Genomic DNA, 16475 nt, shown 5'->3' with positions numbered 1-16475 from the left:
TGGTTTACTCGCTAAAAAGTACCTTAAATATTTTGCCCGAGATATTCAAAAGCGTTTTTCTCTTAAAGAAATGTATTTTAGTGTTAATAGTTTCTTTGCTAAACTTTATTTCCGAGAAAAGGGGAGTAATCACGTAATTCTCATATAAATTCGGATACACTCTATTTTCGTCGTAAACACTTCCTTTGAAATTTTCCAACACCTTGCGAAGAATCCTTTTTTCCTGACGATTCAAGTCAATTTCATCCTCATGCTCGGTTCCGACCCAAGTTAATAAATAACCCGAGATCCCGGTCTCGGTCAATTTTGGGGTCACATCTATTAGACGATTTTCTTTCAGGTGAAGAAGCGCCTGATTCAATTCCATCGGATACGGAGAATCTTCCAAATGGATATATTTTTGTTCCGTAATCACTTTGGCGTATTTTTGGAAGAATACTCCGTCAGAAAGATAGATCAATTTTGCAAGTTCCTGACGGTTTCTTCCTTTCGGGGATCTTTGGAGTATAAAGGAGATGACTTCGAGCAGCTTTTCCATAAATAATACGAGTTGTGCAGGCTTTTTCCCTGAAAAATCCCCTTCCATACGAAGATTACGTCCGCTTCCAGGAAAAGTCCCGGGAAAATCGGAGGGAATCGATTCTATTTTTAGAACACCCTCTTACGATTACCGGGGGGATCAATTATAATATCGACAATCTTCTCCGAAATGAAGACTTCCTTTCCGAGCACGGGATCTCTCTTCAATACATAAAAAGAGGTGGGGATTATACCGCTCACGAGCCCGGACAGATCGTTACCTATGTACATTTGGACTTAAAAAAAAGAGAAATTTCCATCTCGGAATTTCTGGACGGGGTCTTGGAAGCCGCAATTTATTCCACAAAGAAAGTTTGGGGTTTGGATCTGGTAAAAAATCCGAATGCTCCCGGGCTTTATCTTTCCGATTCTCCGAATCGTAAAATTCTTTCCATGGGAGTTTTGTTTAAGTCCTGGTTCACTAGTTACGGGATCGCTCTGAACGTTTCTAATGATTTTTCGGCTTTTCAGTGTATCCATCCTTGCGGCCAGGATTGGAAATCTATGATTTCCGTGTCTCAACTGGGACTTCCGAGCGGAGAAGAAAAAAAGAAGGAATGGATCCTGGCTTTTCGGTCCGGATTTCTAAGAAATTTAAAACCCGTAAAAGAGGAAATCCGCGCCTAAAAGGGATTTTATTCTTTAGAAAAAAGCCGAAATCGGCCGATTTTTAAAAGAAGAGAGGTCCTCAGGTGCAAATTTTTAAACATATTCTATTTTTCCTTTTAGCACTTTTGGTTTGCGAAGGAATCGCTGCCGGAGCCTCTGCTTGGTCTTATTTAGAATCTTCTCTTGCTTCTTTCGAGCAGATCAAAAATCTTTCGGACCAAAGAGCCAGAGATACGATCGGCGCTATCTCCAAGTCCAGTGAAGGAAAATTAAGCAAGGACAGATTGGACGATTTGAATTTTGCATTCACTCGACTCGTAAAAGTGACCTCAGGCGACAAGGAAGGATTTATCATTTCCGAGATCAGCATGACCGACGATTCAGGGATCGTTCTTGCATCTTCTAACGAAGACTATGTGTCCGATCCGAGAGCAAAAAGAAAACCGGAACCTAAGTTTTTATCTCCAAGTTATACTGCCGCTCATCACTTGAGAAAATGGCAGATCGGTACTCCGATCCTTTTGGGAGAAAAAAATACATTTCAAAGCGACAAACTGATGCAGATCGTTTCTCCTTATTTCCCGGAAATTTCCGAACCAAGTGTTCTTCTATCTATGGCGGTATACCATCCCGAAAAATTGGAAAGAGTGGCTTCTCTTCACATGAAATATGAAAGAGGGAACTTTGCTCATTTTGTGAAGATCCAAACGGAACTTTTCTGGTGGACTCTGCAGAATAATGCGATCATCGCTCTTATCTGCGCTCTTATATTAGGATTTGCTCATTTACTCATTAAGAGCGTTCGCACTTCTTTTACTCAGGACGGAAGGTATATTGCCGATCCTTCTTCTCCTCCTTTATGGGAGAAGGTGGACTTTGCCCAAACACAAGGGCCTATTCGTTGGAGAGAGAGTTCTTCTCCTTCTCCTTCTTACCAGAGTCCGGCGCCTGTCTCCCAGAGCCATGTTCCGGCGGCACCGGTGGTCGCGACACCGAGCCCTGTAGCAACGACTCCGACTCAAACGATGTCTGCCCCATCTGCTGCGCAGGCAGTCAATCGGGAGAAAGCGGAAATAATAGACGCTATATATCTAGGATAAACTTTTTTGGAAATTCATACTACAAAACTGGGACGTATATTGAAGGTAACTCCTAAGGGAGTGCTGGATTCCTATTCCGCGTTCGACCTGGTGCGATTTATCAAAACACGCTGGGAAGAAGGGGAGAGACTTGTGCTAGTCAATTCTCGTTTTGTGGATTATATAGAAGAAGACGGGATCTCCGCACTTGTGGAATTAAAAAACTTCTTCGAAAAATTCGGCGGCAACATCGCGTTCAGCGATTGGAATGAAGAAGGTCTACTCGTTTTAGGATTATTCGGTCTGAACAAGAAGCAGAACTTTTTCGCACATGAAAAGGACGCGGAAGTCTGGCTTTCTTCTTTGAAAATCGAGGATAGAAGGTCAAGATCCGATAAGTCGGAAACTGTCTCTTCTCTCAGGCAAACGAAGCCGATCCAGTTTTATTCTAGTCCATCTTCCGGTTTGAGCAAGTCCGATGTATATGTTCCTGAGATCAGTACTGTTCCTATCCCGGGACAAGAACCTACAGAGAAGTCTAAGATCGGAAAGGATCTGGACCGTTCCTTGGAACAGGTAAGAAATGTCCAAGAAAGGATCTTGTACTGTGAGTCTTGTCGAGCAAGACTTCGGATCAAAACTCTTGGTCGTCATCAATGTCCTAATTGCGGAATTCAGTTTGACGTGAGTCGCACCGGTGGAGTTCGATACATGGAGAAACTATTCAGTTAGTTTCGAATTGTTCGGAAACACCGAACATGTAGGATCTCTTGTCCCAAGCAGCCAGAAGAAGTTTTGCTCTTTCCTTTTACACCCTCGTTTCCAGAATTTTAGGAGTGTTCCGAGACCATTTTATGGCCGTGTCTTTCGGGACAGGTACGGTGGCCTCCGCATTTTCAGTCGCTTATAGATTGCCGAATATGTTCCGTAATTTATTGGCGGAAGGAACTCTTTCTCAATCATTTATGCCGTTGTATTCCGATGCGGAGAAGGAAGGCGTAATGGCTGCTCGTAAGATGAGCGGAGCCGTATTAAGTTTTCTTTTTGTAATCCTATTAAGTATTGTAGTAATCGTTTTTACATTTTCTCCCTTTGCTCTTCCCATCCTGGTAGGGGGATCCCCCGAATATTCGGGTCTTGTGGTAGAGCTTACCTATATTCTATTTTTCTTAATCGTTACGGCAAGTCTCTCTTCGATCTATATGGCGATCTCCAACGTCAAAAATCGATTTTTCGTTCCTTCTCTTTCTCCTATCATTCTGAACTTAAGTTATCTCACCGTATTTTTGGGAATTTTTCCTTTTGTAGAATGGGAACTATTGACCAAAGTAAGAGTTTTATGTTTTGCGATCGTGGGAGGTGGGATCATACAGTTAAGTGTTCAGGCCTGGTACGTTTCCAAAAACGGAGAAGGCCCGATTTTTTCCTGGAATTATAAACATCCCGCTATTTTAAAAATATTTAAACTGATGTTACCTGCCGCTGTCGGAGGCGGTTTTTACCAACTCGGGCTTTTGGTGGATATATTTTTAGCTAACTATGTGCAGAATACGAACCCCGGTTTAGGAGCCGTAGTTAGTTTGGATTATGCACAAAGGCTAGTGCAACTTCCTACCGGGATCATTGGAGTCGCGCTTGCGACCACAACTTTGCCTTCATTACTTTCTTCCTTGAAAGAGGATAAACATTCCGAGGTCCCTAAGGAAATGTTGGGAGTTTTAGGATTTGCGGGATTTTTGACCGCACCGGCAGCTCTTGGAATCGGGATTTTGGCCGGTCCTATCTTGGATTCCATATATTACGGGGGGAGATGGGACCATATCGCGACGGAAACTACGATCTTACCTTTGATCTTTTATTCCTTAGCTGTACCTTTCTACAGCATGAATAAGGTTTTGATCTCCACTTATTATGCCTTTCAAGATACTAAAACTCCGTTGCGAGTCCAAGCATTTACATTTGTTCTGAACCTGATCTTGAACTTTTCCCTCATTTTTTTATTAAAACATTCCGCAATCGCATTATCTTCCGCCGTATCTACCGTCGTAACTTGGACCGTGCTTTCTAGTAACCTGAAAAAGCATGATGTCGCTTTTCCTTGGGAAGGATTTCTTTCTAAAATCGCAAAATTGATCCTACCACTTTTAGGCATGGCTGTATTTTTATTCTTTTACAAAGAAATGATACATCCTAGGGCCCTAGACTATTTCGCGGAAAAGGGCTTAAGTTATGCGAATTCCTCTCGGGTCTCCCTCTGCGCCGCAATATTTCCTGCAATGGCAATTTTTTTCTCGATCAGTCTGCTTTTGGGCCTGGAAGAGATACGGTTAATAGCTGGAAAAATATTTCGTAAGAAGTAATTTTGCCCGGAAGATCCGCGGTGAAAATTCAGATCAGGGTAAAACCGAATTCTAAAAAACCGTCCGTAACGAAAGGGGAAGACGGTGTTTGGGTCATCGCAGTCAAAGAGCCTGCCATCGAAGGTAAGGCGAATGATGCTGTGGTCCGAGCTGTCGCGGAAGAATTTGGACTAGCTCCTTCTAAGGTAAAAATTCTAAAGGGAGAAAAGAGTAAGTTAAAACTTCTGGAAGTTTATGATTAGGAATTTATCGAAACTTAGGCAAATTTCATTCTTAATTTCCGTTCTTCTAGTTTGTTTTCATTCGTGGGAGTTGGGCGCAGTCGATTACTTCGACACATTGACTGCTGAAAAAAAACCGATCTTAGGAAGCGATAAAGAGGATAAGTATCGGTTCAGGCTGCCTCCTTTTGCAAGTGAAGAATATTGGGGCCCACATTATTCCCTGAATATTTTGGTTCTTTATACCCGAACGAATTATCCTAAGTTCACCCAGACCAGTTTTTTTCCTCTCATCGATCATCTATCTGCAAAGGAAAATGAATCCTTTCGTTCTTATTTTTTTCCCTTCTATTACGCACAACGTATTCAGGAGCCTCAGTCCGATTCGGGTGTGAACTTTTCCTTATTTCATTATAACTCGTACGAATCAAGGGGAGAAAAAATTTCGGAGAGTTGGGTATCCTTTCCTTCTTTTTTTCCTTTGTTCGGCAGAAGTAAAACGATTGAAAGCGGCAAAGAGGAATCCTTTTACTTTGCGGTTCCCTTTCTTTTTTTTCGGAATCGGAACTTAAATGACGATTGGAACCATTTTCTGATCTTTCATTGGGGAGAAGATAGGGAATCTTCTTACGGTTCCATTCTTCCCTTGGTGTATTGGGGTTCCGGTAAAAGAAAATTCCATTTTAGTTTTTTCCCTATCTTCTTCTATAATACACTCTATAATTCTTATTCCGATAAAGAGAATTTTCATTTAACCGTCTTTCCGTTGTTCTCTTATAATTCTTGGGATGGCGGAGAGGAGGGTTCCTTCTTGACCCCACTTTTCGGTCAGACCTGGAAAGAAACCCCTCAATTGGGAGGAGGGGGAAAGAATGAGGAAAAATTTTCCTATTATCTGCTATTGTTCTTAAATCGAAGCTATCATAATGGAGAATTACAAAATTATAATGCTAATATTCCGATCGTATTCAATAGAAAATGGGAGAAAGGAGGGAAATCGGATACAAACGTATTATTGATCGGCGGTTGGAGTGCGAACGAGAAGGGGGATTATTCTTCTTCTTACTTGTTTCCTCTGATGTTTCACAAAAAGAACGATTACTTTTACCTGTTTCCCGCTTATTTCGACAACGGCACGGAAAAATTCGGTATAATTCCTCCGTTCTACTATAGTCGGACCGCAACGGATCTGGACTTTTATGCTTTAAATTTATATTATACGAAGGATTGGAGAGGATCATCCAAGTTTTTGTTTTTCCCGCTCTATTATCATTCGTTTAAACCGGATGAGTCAAAAGTGATGACTCCGATTTTTTACTATTCTTCGGATATTTCCAAAACTACGACTCTATTTCCTTGGTTTCTTTTTTATCGACATAAGGAAAAAGAAGCCTCTCAGAATTATTTTATCAATACTTATCTTTCTTGGAACGATCAGGGGAAATTTCAGCGCGGATTTTTCTTTCCTCTTTGGTTTTATAAATCACAGGAGTATTTTCACTTTCTTCCTTTATGGGCGAAAGGAAATCAAGCTGGGAATGAATATACTTGGATCATTCCGTTATTCACTTATTGGAATAAGACTAGGACTTGGGTAGGTCCATTCTATTCCAGGAGGAACGAGGCCGGAGATCAATTCGACAGATGGATCCTATTTCCGTTCTGGTATTTTTACAGGGATTCTTGGCAAGGAAATAAATCCGAAAGTTACACACTTCTGCCGATCTTCCAGTGGAACGACACTTCGGAATACAAGGAACTCATAACCCCTCTGTCCTATTCAAAAGAATATAAGACAAAGTTCGAAAAATATTCGTTAGTTACATTGTATGAACGATACGACACCGACCAGGAATCCAGAAGACGGGTCTATCCTTTTTATTTTTCCAATAGTACAAACGAGTATTCTTATTGGAATGTGCTCGGGCTTTTCGGGAGAGGTTTTGATAAGGCGGGAGATGCAAAGTATAGTTACGCATTTCCGTTCTATTTTTATAAACGGGATAGTTTTCGTTTAGTCCTGCCTTTTTATTTCCGTTTCGGGAAGGATCAAGATATTTATACTCATTTCGGACTTTTTCATTATTGGAATCGTTCGGCAGAAAAAGACAATACGTGGATCTGGCCTTTATTATGGTTTTCGAATGTGGATAAGGTCCGTAAGGAAGAGTTTACCACTTGGTTTCCTTTATACTGGAATTGGGATAATCCCAGGTCCAAAGGGGATATGTTCCTTCCTCTTTGGTTAAACTATTACGAAGCGGATAAGTCCTTAGAATTAAAATTAGCTTATTCTTCTTCCAAAACTTTAGGAAGTTTTACAAGTTCCGCGACCGGATCCATCGGAGCGAATGAAAAGGATTATTATTTAGACGCGGATATCTCTTTGTTCTATAATTTGTTCAGTATATCTAGCAGAACGTCGGTCGGAAAAGAAGAAGTACAATTTTGGAAGGAAACTCACCCGGCGGAATCTTCCTCTAAGATCATTCTTGAGCAAGTTCAAGAGAATAATTCGCAGCAGAAAGATGGTCTTGGTCAATATAATAGATTAACCAGAGATAAGGTCCGGTCATTCTGGGGAGTCAGCGCTCTCTTTGGGATTTTTAGTTATGAGAAGGGAGACGATAGGCGACATTTCCGACTTCTTCCTTTGAGTTGGTTTTCTTGGTCCGAAAGAACTTCGGATAAAGTGTATGCGGCTCCGTTATTCTTCTGGAGTCGGATCGGGGACGAATCATATTTCGTTCTTTTTCCCTTTTATGGAAGGCAGGAACAAAAGGAAAATTTCCAAGAATCCTATCTTCTTTTAGGTTTCCTAAGGGGAAAACAAGGGGAGGTAAGGGATTATTCGGTTCTTTGGCCTTTTACACGTTTGTATTTTTCTCCGGATGCCTGGGGATTTCGGATCTTTCCTTTGGTCGCACACGACCAATCAAAAGATCATTCTCGCACGATTTCTCCTTTGTATTATAGAAAACGGATCGTGGAAGGTACTACTACCACCAGGTCTTTTCATTCTTTACTTTTGCCTCTGTTTCATTCCGGTTCGGAGTCTAGCCAAAACCAGGATCTATTCCAAGAAAAGTCTTATCACCTCTTAATACCGATCTATTTAAGTTTCGGTTCTAAGGTGCAGTCCTCATCCGGAGATTCCTACGAATCCAACTTTTATACTTTATTATCGGCATATTCCAGTAAGAAAGAATTGAACGGCGGTGAGTCGACTTCATTGTTTACTCCATTCTATTATTCTAATAGATCAAAGGGGGCTGGAGAAACTTCGGAGCAATCCACTAAGGTGGATTTTCTTCCGATCCCGGGTTTTTATTGGAAAAGAAATCTTTCCGAAAGTAAATTCTTTTTGCTCGGTTATTATAGCGAATCATCCGCTTTCGTTTCTAAGGGGAATTTTCTGGGTCTGGTATCTTCTTCGACTGAGAGAAATGGAGATAGGGTCTCCAATCGTTTTCATATATTTCCCTTTTATTTTTCCGGTTCGGAGAAGGAAGGGGAGAAGGTCGTCGAATCTTATACTACCGTGCCGATCCTTTATTACGGTTATAACAAAGGGAATGGTTCCGGATGGAATGTACTAGGAATACTGAACGGCTCCGGTTCCGATCAGGAAAGTTCTTTTGCAATTTATCCTTTCTATTCCAATAAGGAAAAAAACGTTCCTAATTTTTATAAAGAAAGAGTTACCTGGGGACTTTTGTATTATTCGGGTAGGACAGAATTCCAAGAAGGAAGTTGGAATTCGTTCAACGCAAATCCTATCGGGATCTTTTCTTCTTCCGGGAGTAAAGGTTTGGAAACTAGTTCTTCCTTTTACTTTTTGCCGATCCCACTGTTATATTCATTTTCCGAAAAACAGAATTCGGAAAACCGGGAATATTTCAAAAGGGATGTGACCTTTCTGAAATTGATCGATTATTCCAAATACGAAACAGTTTCCTCAAAAGAAGGTAGCACGGAGAAGGTTGTGGACCAATGGAGGGATTTTACCGCATTTTTCCTTTTTTCGAATACGTTACACACTGTTAAAGATCTAAAAAAAGAAGAAACGACTAGTTCTTATTTTAAGTCTTATCTTTTTCCGGTATATAGATTCGAATCGGAGAACGATCCTTTTAAAAAGGAAAAACACTTAAACTTTTTGTTAATTACCGATTATAAATCCGGAAATTCGGGCTTAGAAAGATTAGTAATCGGACCGGCTTTTTACCTGAATAATTCGAGTCGTACGGCGTTTGGCTTGGCTCCACTTGCTTTTACTTGGAAAGAGAATGATTCTAGATTATGGTTCTTCTTAGGGGCCTACGGTTATAAGGATAAGGATTGGTCCCGTTGGGGATTTGCGGGGGTTTTTGATACTTATTACGAATCCGCTTACAAAAGGAGAAATCTAAATTTCTTTTTAGGTTTGATCCATACGGAATTGGAGGACCAAAGAACGAAGGTAGCGGTCTTCGGTGGACTACTCGGAGGATATGAAAGACGTCCCGATTATTCGGATACGAATTTCCTTTGGTTACGTTGGAAATCGGTTCCGGGAGAGACCCTTGCGAATTTCCTACCGGTCTATTATTATCATTCGGATCCAGCCGGAACAGCAACTTTGATCCCGCCGGTTTTAGGATATTTCTCTTCTGAAAAGGACGGAAGATTCGATATGCTCGGATTAGGACTTTTATATTATAGAAATCAAAAAATTTCCAAAGAAGAAGATCTGATGCTTGTAGGTCCCGGATTATTTTACTATAAACAATATGGGAATAGTATGAACGGCTTGCATGCGATGGGAATTTTGGCAATTCCTATAATGGGAGGCCTTCTTTGGGATTGGGAATACGAGACCAAGACCAAATATAGCAAATACTCTATTCTAAATTTATTATATAGCCACACGATCACCAAGGATGGGAAAGAGATCGATCGAGTCCTCGGTATCAAGTTATAAAAAAAGCCGAGGATTACTCCTCGGCCTTTTACTTTCCGAAAGGAAGAGCAGGCATTACATCATGCCGCCCATTCCTCCCATACCGCCCATTCCACCCATAGGAGGCATTGCGCCTTCTTTTTCAGGTTTGTCGGTGATCGTAACTTCCGTAGTCAGGATCATGGAACCGATAGAAGCCGCATTTTGGAGAGCGGAACGAACCACTTTCGCAGGGTCTACAACTCCCGCTTGGAGTAGGTCTTCCCACACCATAGTAAGTGCGTTAAAACCTTCGTTTCCTTTTTTACCTTTTGCATGCTCTACGATCACGGATCCTTCCAAGCCGGCATTAGAAGTGATCATACGGATTGGCTCTTCCAAAGCGCGGAAGATAATTTTTGCTCCGGTAGCTTCGTCTCCTTCGAGTTTCAGCGCGCCTACAGCTTCTTGTGCTTTTAGAAGAGTGAGTCCGCCACCTGGAACGATTCCTTCTTCTACCGCAGCGCGAGTAGCGGAAAGAGCGTCTTCCACACGGGTTTTCTTTTCTTTCATTTCCACTTCTGTGGCTGCACCTACGTGAATTACCGCAACTCCTCCGGCAAGTTTTGCCAAACGTTCTTGTAATTTTTCACGATCGTACTCGGAAGTAGTATCTTCGATCTGTTTTTTGATCTGACCTACACGGCCTTGGATGTCTTTAGAAGCACCTTGTCCTTCGATGATGGTGGTGTTCTCTTTATCTACGGTAACTTTTTTAGCGCGTCCCAGTTGTTGAACGGTTGCGTTTTCCAGTTTCATTCCGAGATCTTCGGAAATCACTTGTCCACCGGTAAGGATCGCTATATCTTCCAACATCGCTTTACGACGATCTCCGAATCCAGGAGCTTTAACAGCCACGCAGGAGATGGTTTTACGAAGAGTGTTTACTACGATAGTAGCTAATGCTTCACCTTCTACTTCTTCCGCGATGATAACTAAAGGTCTTCCGGCTTGAGCTACTTTTTCCAATACAGGAAGAAGGTCTCTCATAGAAGAGATCTTTTTATCATAGATGAGAATGTAAGGGTCGCTTAAGGTTGCGATCATCGCTTCCGGATCGGTTACCATATAAGGGGAAACGTATCCGCGGTCGAATTGCATACCTTCTACCACGTCTAACGTAGTTTCGATGGACTTTGCTTCTTCTACGGTGATAACTCCGTCTTTTCCGACTTTGTCCATTGCGTCAGCGATCAGATTTCCGATCTCTTTATCGTTGTTAGCGGAAATAGTCGCAACGTTAGCGATGTCTTTTTTATTTTCGATCTTTACGGAACGTTTTTTGATGCTATCTACAGCTGCGGTAACCGCTTTGTCGATCCCGTGTTTGAGTGCCATAGGATTTGCACCCGCTGTAACGTTTTTCAATCCCTCGTTAATGATGGATTGAGCGAGAATAGTAGCGGTGGTAGTTCCATCTCCAGCAACGTCATTCGTTTTTGTGGAGACTTCTTTTACCATCTGAGCGCCCATGTTCTCGATGGCGTCTTCTAGTTCGATTTCTTTTGCTACGGTAACCCCGTCCTTAGTGATTGTAGGAGATCCGAATTTTTTGTCGATTACTACGTTTCTTCCCTTAGGACCTAGGGTAACTTTTACAGCGTTTGCAAGTTTGTTGACGCCTTCTAAAAGTTTGCGTCTAGCTGTTTCATCATACTCGATAACTTTTGCCATTTTTCTTTCCTCGGCCTATTACTTTTTCACGATGGCAAGAATGTCGCTTTCGCGAATGATTAAGTATTCTTTGCCTTCGGATTTGATTTCAGTTCCGGAATATTTGCCGTAAAGAACGACATCACCGGGTTTAACTTCTAGAGGTACAAGCTTCCCGTCTTCATAACGTCCGCTTCCTACTTCTACAACTTTTCCTTCTTGCGGTTTTTCTTTAGCCGTATCAGGAACGAAGATGCTGCCGATCTTTTCTTCAGCGTCTTGTTTAGGCTCTACCAAAACACGGTCACCTAGCGGTTTAATCGCCATGACTTTCTCCTTTTTAGCACTTGAATTATATGAGTGCTTGAATGTAAATTCCAGGAAATCCGAAACAGGGACAGGCGGTCAAGCACTTTCAGGTCAAGAGTGCTAAAATATTGTCTATATTCCGTCTAAAGGCCGGAATTTTTCATTTCCCGTTTTCTGCGGGGGGAAGTCTAAGAGCGAATTGGAAGTTGCAGAGTTTCGCACGGAGACCACAGAGTTCAGAAAGGATTAAGGTATTTGTTCTCAGAGAGAAATTTAATCAGGGTCCGGGAAGGAAATAAAAAGCCGGTTTTAGAAGGAGGAGAATACATTCTTTATTGGATCCGTGCCAATCGAAGAATGTCCTGGAATCATTCTTTGGATTATTCCATCCACCTTGCTAAAAAATTTAAAAAACCCCTGGTCATTTTTGAATCCGTCATGATGGATTTCGAGTGGAGTTCTCCAAGATTCCATCGATTCCTTTTAGAAGGGATTTGTGACACAGCGGAAGATGCATCCCGTGCCGGTTTCACTTATTGGCCTTTTGTGGAAACGAAAGATCATTCTCTTTCCGAGATAGTTCCTGGGATTTTAGAAAAAGCCTCCATTGTGATTACGGATGATTTCCCTTGTTTCTTTCTGCCGGAACACGCGGAGAAGATCGGAGAGATCCTAAATTGCAAACTTTTACTTGTGGATTCCAATTCGATTACTCCGTTGGCTTCTTATGAAAAATCTTTCGGTTATGCCAGAGTTTTGAGACCGAAACTTCATGACAGGTTCGTGGAATCTTATGTGCATAGATCAGAGCGTAAACCGAATCCGAATCGAATTCCAAATTCTGATACTTTAAAAAAACCGAATTTTCTATTTTCAGGGAAGAAGGAGGATATTCCCTCCTATTTGCAGAAAATGAATTCCCGGTATCCGTACCTTCTTCCCGTTTCCGGTAAGTTGGGAGGAAGGAAGGAAGGATTGAAACTTCTAAAAAAATTCCTTATGGAAGGACTTCCTTTCTATTCGGAAGAGAGAAGTGAGCCAAGACCCCCGGAAAGGATCAAATCTTCTTCTTTATCGCCTTACTTACATTTCGGAATGATCTCAGTGGAGGAGATTGTCACTGCGGTTTTAGGGTCGGATCCTAATGTAAATTGGAGTCCGGATACTTTAAATCATTCTTATAGAGGGAAGAACGAAGGATTTTTTCATCCAAACCCAAATATAAATTCATTTTTGGATGAACTCCTCACTTGGAGAGAATTGGGTTATCTTTTGTTCTATAAGGAGCCTAGTTTCAGAAAAGACCTCTCCATTCTTCCGGATTGGGCAAAACTTTCTTTGGAGACTCATAGAGGTGATAAGAGAGAATATATTTATACCAAGGAAGAATTTGAGAAGGCGATCACTCATGACCCGATCTGGAATGCCGCTCAAAAAGAATTAGTTTTAACAGGTACCATCCAAAATTATCTCAGAATGCTTTGGGGTAAAAAAATAATAGAATGGTCTTCTTCACCGGAAGAAGCATTTCGTATATTAGAAGATTTGAATCATAAATATGCGTATGACGGTCGGGACCCTAATTCTTATACGGGTATTCTTTGGTGTTTTGGAGCATTCGATAGACCTTGGTTCCCGGAAAGGCCAGTGCTTGGAAATATCCGCTACATGTCCTCGGATTCGGCATCTAAAAAATTCAAATTAAAACCATATTTGGAGTATATCCGGTCTCTGGATGGGATATCGGATCTCCCACTTTTTAAATAACGAACGTTATTGTAAATAAAAGAGAAGTTGTTGCGGATTCTTTTTCCCTGCCGTATTATGTAGTTCCGGAGGGACAAAGATGACTGAAAACAAAAAATATGAAACCCTACAGGAATTCTGGCCATTCTATCTGAGGGAACATTCGAATAAAATGAACCGGATATTCCATTTTATAGGAACCTCATGCGCTCTGGTCTTTATTCTTTCCGCAATCTTCTATCTAAACGCTTGGTACTTACTCGGGGCATTGTTTAGCGGATACTTTTTTGCATGGATAGGGCATTTTTTCCTAGAAAAAAACCGTCCTGCCACATTTACGTATCCGTTCAAATCCTTTGTAAGTGATTGGAGGATGTATTTTTGTACAATCACAGGGCAATTAGGTAAGGAACTGCAAAAGGCAGGCGTAAAATAATTTTACTCGGATGCGAAGTCGTAAGAGTTCCTTCCTTAAAGGATAAAACGTTACTTGCGATTTCGCATCTCTTACCTCAATTGGGGGATTCGCTTCTGACCCCGAAATACGTCTAGTTCGTTTATTAACTCTACGTCATAAATTATTATAGACTAACGTTTTTTTCTTTCTCAATCCAGGATCAATCGATATAAATGCTCATTCTTAGAACGAAGAGAGGTTCTCTCATTGGATCACGTTCTTCCCGCCGCCAAAGAATTAGCAAAGAATGTAGACATCTTATGGGTGATTTTCGCCTCCGCTCTTGTCTTTTTTATGCAAGCCGGTTTTCTACTCTTAGAATCCGGATTAGTCCGTTCTAAAAATTCGATCAATGTTGCGATCAAAAATTTACTCGATTACGTATTCGGAACCATTTGTTTTTTTCTGATCGGTTACGGATTTATGTATGGAACCAGCTTGGACGGTTGGATCGGTAAGGATCTATTTCTTTTAGAAGGTTTGAATACGGGAAAAGAATTCGCGTTCTTTTTATTTCAAGTCACTTTTATGGGAACTGCGGCAACGATCGTATCCGGTGCAGTCGCGGAAAGGATACGATTCCAAGCCTATTTAGTTTGTTCCATTTTTGTTTCCCTACTGATTTATCCCGTGTTTGGTCATTGGGCTTGGGGGGGAGGTTGGCTTTCTAAATCGGGTTTTCACGATTTTGCGGGAAGTTCAGTAGTACATTCCGTTGGAGCATGGGTGGCTCTTGCGGGAGTGATCGTTCTTGGACCAAGAAAAGATCGGTTCGATTCCGAGGGAAAACCTAGGGAATTGTACGGTCATAATTTACCTTTTTCCGTTTTAGGAACTTTTATTTTATGGTTCGGTTGGTTCGGATTTAACGGAGGAAGTACTCTTTCTCTAACGGATGAGGTTCCGAAAATTATAGTTAATACAAGCTTAGCTGCCTGCTCCGGATGTAGTGCTGCGATCCTGTTCGATTATATCACAAAAGGTGTACCCCATGTCAGCGGGGCCATTAATGGTGTTCTTGGGGGATTGGTTGCGATTACTGCCGGTTGCGACGTAATGAGTCCGGGGGCTTCTTTACTTACAGGGTTGATCGCAGGCGTCTTAGTGGAAGTAGCCGCTTGGATTTTGGAAAACATACTAAAGGTGGATGATGTTGTAAGTGCATTCCCGGTCCATGGGGTCGGAGGGATCTGGGGAACTCTGGCCGTAAGCGTATTCGCTCAAGAAGAAGCGCTCCGTAGTTGGAACCAATGGCAGGCACAACTTACCGGTGTGGCGGTTTGTGCTGTTTGGTCCTTCAGTATGGGGCTGATCTTATTTTTCTTAATGAAATTTACTATATCGATTCGAGTCACTTCGGAAGAAGAAGAGAGAGGATTAAACGAATCGGAACACGGCGCCAAAACCGTTTGGTTGGATTTGATGAACGCAATGAAGTACGTCGCAGATTCAAAGGACTTGAGAAAAAGAATCGATGTAGATCCGGGAGTGGAATCGGGAGCAGTTGCGGAATTATTCAATCGTTTACTTTTGAGCTTAACTCAGATCATCGGAGTGGTAAAGGAAAACTCGGATAAGATAGAAAACGAATCGGAACTTTTGGAAAATTCCACTTTAATGATCACTAAAGAGATCGAAAAACAGAAGGAAAGGACCATATTGATCCGGGAAACATCCGACTTATTGGAATCATCTTTAAAGGCTGTTTTAGATCTGGTCCGAGAGGAAAGAAGTAGATCTTCCGAAATGAGAAGAATGTCCGAAGAGATGTCCCAAGGTATGAAGGAACTTCAAACGGATATTCTGACTTCCGGCCAGATCAGCGAATCCATACAATCGATTGCCTTTACCGGTGAAAGAACTTTGGAAAGAACCGTAAAGAGTATGCAAGGTTTAAACGGTTCCGCTAAGAAGGTGGAAGAACTTGTAGGGATTCTCCAAAAAATTGCGGAACAACTCGGGATGTTATCGATTAACGCAGCGATCGAATCCGCAAGGGGAGGAGATAAGGGATTTGCAGTTGTAGCGGAACAAATTTCGGTCCTTTCGGAAAAAACCGCATCCAACGCGAAACAGGCGAATAAATATCTAAAAGAGATTTGGGAAACGGTTAACGGTTCCTTGCAGTCTTTATCCGAAACAGTCGATTCCTTTAAAGCGATCTTAATCCAGATCCCGAAACTTTCAAAAACTATGAAGGATGCTTTAGAATCCGTCCGTGAATATTCCTCCAGATCGGAGGATCTGGAAACCTCCATACAGGGAGTGGCACATATGAGCGAATCCGTGGCTGGAGATATGGAAAAACGTTATTCCGAACTGAATAGAATGAGGGACTTTTTCTGTGAAATTGAAGACGGTGCAGTTCGGATCGGAGCACTGCTAGAAGATTTACAAAAGATGAGTCTTATGTTAAGCGGCCAAACGATCCGAATGCATCGAGTAGTGGATATTTTTCAAATAGAACCTAATGTAGGTTAG

General features: G+C 41.7%; 12 protein-coding genes. 9 read left to right on the top strand and 3 right to left on the bottom strand.

Going from position 1 to position 16475, the window contains the following annotated elements:
- Nucleotides 1-4: 4 nt before the first annotated feature.
- The gene (locus AB3N61_RS10610) at nucleotides 5-538 is read right to left on the bottom strand and encodes a type II toxin-antitoxin system antitoxin SocA domain-containing protein (RefSeq protein WP_036090410.1); all 534 of its coding nucleotides are present in this window, start codon (nucleotides 536-538) and stop codon (nucleotides 5-7) included.
- A 14-nt stretch (nucleotides 539-552) separates the two neighbouring features.
- Here AB3N61_RS10610 and lipB point away from each other — a divergent pair, with 14 nt between their 5' ends.
- The 6 genes from lipB (at nucleotide 553) to AB3N61_RS10580 (ending at nucleotide 9811) form a co-directional block, all read left to right on the top strand.
- Nucleotides 553-1206, top strand: a complete 654-nt coding sequence (gene lipB, locus AB3N61_RS10605) for a lipoyl(octanoyl) transferase LipB (RefSeq protein WP_020770878.1) — start codon at nucleotides 553-555, stop codon at nucleotides 1204-1206.
- A 65-nt stretch (nucleotides 1207-1271) separates the two neighbouring features.
- A complete protein-coding gene (locus AB3N61_RS10600; protein WP_367897545.1) occupies nucleotides 1272-2288 on the top strand; it encodes an LIC_12071 family protein in 1017 nt (338 codons plus the stop codon).
- A gap of 6 nt (nucleotides 2289-2294) precedes the next feature.
- The gene (locus AB3N61_RS10595; protein WP_367897544.1) at nucleotides 2295-2999 is read left to right on the top strand and encodes an STAS domain-containing protein; all 705 of its coding nucleotides are present in this window, start codon (nucleotides 2295-2297) and stop codon (nucleotides 2997-2999) included.
- A gap of 38 nt (nucleotides 3000-3037) precedes the next feature.
- Nucleotides 3038-4627, top strand: coding sequence for a murein biosynthesis integral membrane protein MurJ (murJ, locus tag AB3N61_RS10590; RefSeq protein WP_367897543.1), 1590 nt, complete (start codon nucleotides 3038-3040; stop codon nucleotides 4625-4627).
- 20 nt (nucleotides 4628-4647) lie between these two features.
- Entirely contained in the window at nucleotides 4648-4869 is a 222-nt protein-coding gene (locus tag AB3N61_RS10585) for a DUF167 domain-containing protein (RefSeq protein WP_036090404.1), read from the top strand.
- Nucleotides 4862-9811, top strand: a complete 4950-nt coding sequence (locus tag AB3N61_RS10580; protein ID WP_367897542.1) for an LA_1737 family protein — start codon at nucleotides 4862-4864, stop codon at nucleotides 9809-9811. The genes AB3N61_RS10585 and AB3N61_RS10580 overlap by 8 nt, the downstream gene beginning before the upstream one ends.
- Before the next feature lie 54 nt (nucleotides 9812-9865).
- Here the strand turns inward: AB3N61_RS10580 and groL are convergent, their stop codons facing one another.
- Both groL and groES read right to left on the bottom strand, forming a co-directional pair.
- Nucleotides 9866-11503, bottom strand: a complete 1638-nt coding sequence (groL, locus tag AB3N61_RS10575) for a chaperonin GroEL (RefSeq protein ID WP_020770883.1) — start codon at nucleotides 11501-11503, stop codon at nucleotides 9866-9868.
- Nucleotides 11504-11521: 18 nt separating this feature from the next.
- Nucleotides 11522-11809 (bottom strand): co-chaperone GroES, encoded by a 288-nt coding sequence (gene groES, locus AB3N61_RS10570; RefSeq protein WP_020770638.1) that lies wholly within the window; start codon nucleotides 11807-11809, stop codon nucleotides 11522-11524.
- 237 nt (nucleotides 11810-12046) lie between these two features.
- On the opposite strand from groES, the gene AB3N61_RS10565 reads away from it, so the two are divergent.
- From AB3N61_RS10565 to amt, 3 genes are all read left to right on the top strand, one after another.
- Nucleotides 12047-13558 carry a deoxyribodipyrimidine photolyase gene (locus AB3N61_RS10565; protein ID WP_367897541.1) on the top strand — a complete coding sequence of 504 codons (1512 nt, stop codon included), beginning with the start codon at nucleotides 12047-12049 and terminating at the stop codon, nucleotides 13556-13558.
- Nucleotides 13559-13637: 79 nt separating this feature from the next.
- A complete protein-coding gene (locus tag AB3N61_RS10560) occupies nucleotides 13638-13973 on the top strand; it encodes a DUF962 domain-containing protein (RefSeq protein ID WP_020770677.1) in 336 nt (111 codons plus the stop codon).
- Between the two features lie 228 nt (nucleotides 13974-14201).
- The gene (amt, locus tag AB3N61_RS10555) at nucleotides 14202-16475 is read left to right on the top strand and encodes an ammonium transporter (RefSeq protein ID WP_367897540.1); all 2274 of its coding nucleotides are present in this window, start codon (nucleotides 14202-14204) and stop codon (nucleotides 16473-16475) included.

Origin of the sequence: Leptospira sp. WS58.C1, from assembly GCF_040833995.1 — a bacterium.
GTDB classification, from domain to species: Bacteria; Spirochaetota; Leptospiria; order Leptospirales; family Leptospiraceae; genus Leptospira_B; species Leptospira_B cinconiae.
This window is presented reverse-complemented; position numbering and strand designations above follow the sequence as displayed.

Excerpts from the sequence above, each read along its gene's own strand:
- AB3N61_RS10610 (WP_036090410.1), bottom strand. The coding sequence starts at position 538 with ATGGAAAAGCTGCTCGAAGTCATCTCCTTTATACTCCAAAGATCCCCG.
- AB3N61_RS10580 (WP_367897542.1), top strand. The coding sequence starts at position 4,862 with ATGATTAGGAATTTATCGAAACTTAGGCAAATTTCATTCTTAATTTCC.
- groL (WP_020770883.1), bottom strand. The coding sequence starts at position 11,503 with ATGGCAAAAGTTATCGAGTATGATGAAACAGCTAGACGCAAACTTTTA.
- groES (WP_020770638.1), bottom strand. The coding sequence starts at position 11,809 with ATGGCGATTAAACCGCTAGGTGACCGTGTTTTGGTAGAGCCTAAACAA.
- AB3N61_RS10560 (WP_020770677.1), top strand. The coding sequence starts at position 13,638 with ATGACTGAAAACAAAAAATATGAAACCCTACAGGAATTCTGGCCATTC.